The organism is Citrobacter sp. wls714 (genome assembly GCF_005281025.1).
GTDB classification, from domain to species: Bacteria; Pseudomonadota; Gammaproteobacteria; order Enterobacterales; family Enterobacteriaceae; genus Citrobacter; species Citrobacter werkmanii.
The window spans coordinates 1-1,978 of the sequence record NZ_SZWZ01000006.1; the positions used below are offsets into that span (position 1 = coordinate 1).

General features: G+C 55.8%; 3 protein-coding genes and 1 pseudogene. All 4 read right to left on the reverse strand.

The window, feature by feature from the left end; genetic code table 11:
* Window positions 1–14 precede the first annotated feature (14 nt).
* Window positions 15–431: an NlpC/P60 family protein gene (locus FDX11_RS01255; RefSeq protein WP_137397332.1), complete on the reverse strand. Its 417-nt coding sequence runs from the start codon at window positions 429–431 to the stop codon at window positions 15–17.
* Window positions 394–864: a hypothetical protein gene (locus tag FDX11_RS01260; RefSeq protein ID WP_137397333.1), complete on the reverse strand. Its 471-nt coding sequence runs from the start codon at window positions 862–864 to the stop codon at window positions 394–396. The genes FDX11_RS01255 and FDX11_RS01260 overlap by 38 nt, the downstream gene beginning before the upstream one ends.
* Window positions 864–1,361: a hypothetical protein gene (locus FDX11_RS01265; RefSeq protein WP_137397334.1), complete on the reverse strand. Its 498-nt coding sequence runs from the start codon at window positions 1,359–1,361 to the stop codon at window positions 864–866. Before FDX11_RS01265 ends, FDX11_RS01260 begins: the two co-directional genes overlap by 1 nt.
* A pseudogene (locus FDX11_RS01270) lies at window positions 1,361–1,978 on the reverse strand (tail protein (tape measure)); the annotation flags it as partial. The pseudogene FDX11_RS01270 and the gene FDX11_RS01265, both read right to left, overlap by 1 nt.

Consider the following 1,978-nt stretch of genomic DNA (forward strand, 5'->3'; position numbering starts at 1 on the left):
GAAAATTCGATATCTCAACCAGCGCCATAAGAAAAATACTCCACTTTGGTGAATGCCCGCTGAATGACAAGCAACGAGTCCATACGCACACTTCCGTTCTCGCCGCGCGAGTGTAGAGCCTGTCGGTTAATCACCAGGCCAACGTGCGCCGGTTGCGTTCCGCGGTATCCGACAAATATCCCGCCTTCGACAGGTTTATCGTCCTGGCGCCAGAAAACGACGTCGCCCTGATAGCAGGTGAAGAAGTCCTTACCGGCTTCGTAGTCCGGCGTCTGGTGCAGCTCAATGCCGAGAACGTGACGGTAATACAACACCACCAGTCCCCAGCAGTCGACCATCTCGAACGAACAGGCACGATTAGCCCACGGCACGCCGATCACCTTCCGAACAAAATCAGAGGTACTGCAGGCCGGTATATTCCGTTGGGTCATAGAGCCTTCCGATGTTGTTGTTCAGCGGGTTGGTGACGGACAGGGTTACTGACGCGGAGTCAGCGTCGATGTCCACCGTCTTGACGTAAAGCTGCCAGGACTTAATCGGCACAGACACGTCGCCGCTGTCGAAGATCTGCCTGGTGGCAGTGATGGCTGTCAGCCGGGCCGCGCCATTCCACTGCTTCATCAGCGCTTTAATGTCAGACGACAGCCGACCTAACTTCACCGTCGCGTCGATCACCGGCGTACCACTCTGCTGACTCTCTTCGATTTCAAAGCGCGCTGGCGTGTACGTCTGGCCTCCTAGTACCTTCGGAAAGAACTGCTTGTCGACCAAGCGGACATAACCAAAGGATGGATGGTAGAACGTGATGGTGTCGTACAGCCCGCGCGTCGGCCGCTGCTGCTTGTACTCTCTGAAGCTCGGCATTACGGCACCCTCGGTAGTGATTCCGGATCGCGGCCGTCCGGATAACCAGTAACTACGATATCCAGCCACGAATCCCACGGCGGCGGCAGCTCAACAATGATGTCGTCGAATTCGTCATCTGCGTTGTAGAGGTGGTTTGCAATCACGGTTCCAGTCCATGTAACAACGCCGTTTGTGATGTTTGTCTGAACAGGCATCTGCGTGAAGTGGAGTTCCTGCAACTGTACCCCACTGCCGCCGAGATTCACCTTCATACGGAACCAATTTAGCCCACGGTTTAGGTAGTTAGGGCTGCGCAGCCACTGCTGGAATGCGCGCTCCTCTGCCGACGTAAAGATCCACATCAGTGACCACGTCACTTTCAGGTCATCGGTCTGGTTATGAAAGATAGCCGGGCCTACCGCTGGCTGATCGGCCTGAAACCCGGTATCGAGCGTCATGTTTTTACTGGCCTTCTGCGCCAGCGGCAGCCAGTCGGGATAGTCGATAATTGGCATCAGCCCTGCCCCCTTGGCGTGCGTTTAACGTTCAAATTACTGGTAATAGCCTGGCTTGCTGGGCCACCATTATTCATGTCAGCTATAAATGCATCGATGGTCCATGTGCCGTCACTGCCCTGCGTAGCCTGTGCATCGACCGATGCTGAAGAGTAATTGTTGATATTCAAAACCACCCCGCCACCGCCTCCGGCAGTCATATCCTTATTGCTAATCACCTTGCCGTTGTCGCCAGGAATCATGTATTGCTTCCCGGTGCTGGCCTGGTAAATCTCAGGCATGCCGCCTTCACCGACCTGATACATTCCCCCGGCTGAAACGGGCCCGCCGTTCTTGCGTTTGCCTGTCAGTGCCAAGATGCCAGCCATCGCGCCAAGACCAATAGCCACTGCACCACCGAATGAAGCCACGGATGACATGATGGCCGCAGGAGTCCATGCCGCCGTAGTAGCCGCTGCCGCCGCCGTCGAAGTCGCCGTCGTGGTTGCGATGCCTGCTGCCTGTGCCGTGGTGGATGCTGCAACCGCTGCAGTGGTTGCTGTCTGTCCCATGATTGCAGACTTCACCCACTCAACACCCATCTGGACAAAGGTATTGATTACACTGTTCAGTACCGT

What these genes read in the sequence shown, in the direction of transcription:
- FDX11_RS01255 (WP_137397332.1), bottom strand. Translation starts at nt 431, where the DNA reads ATGACCCAACGGAATATACCGGCCTGCAGTACCTCTGATTTTGTTCGG.
- FDX11_RS01260 (WP_137397333.1), bottom strand. Translation starts at nt 864, where the DNA reads ATGCCGAGCTTCAGAGAGTACAAGCAGCAGCGGCCGACGCGCGGGCTG.
- FDX11_RS01265 (WP_137397334.1), bottom strand. Translation starts at nt 1,361, where the DNA reads ATGCCAATTATCGACTATCCCGACTGGCTGCCGCTGGCGCAGAAGGCC.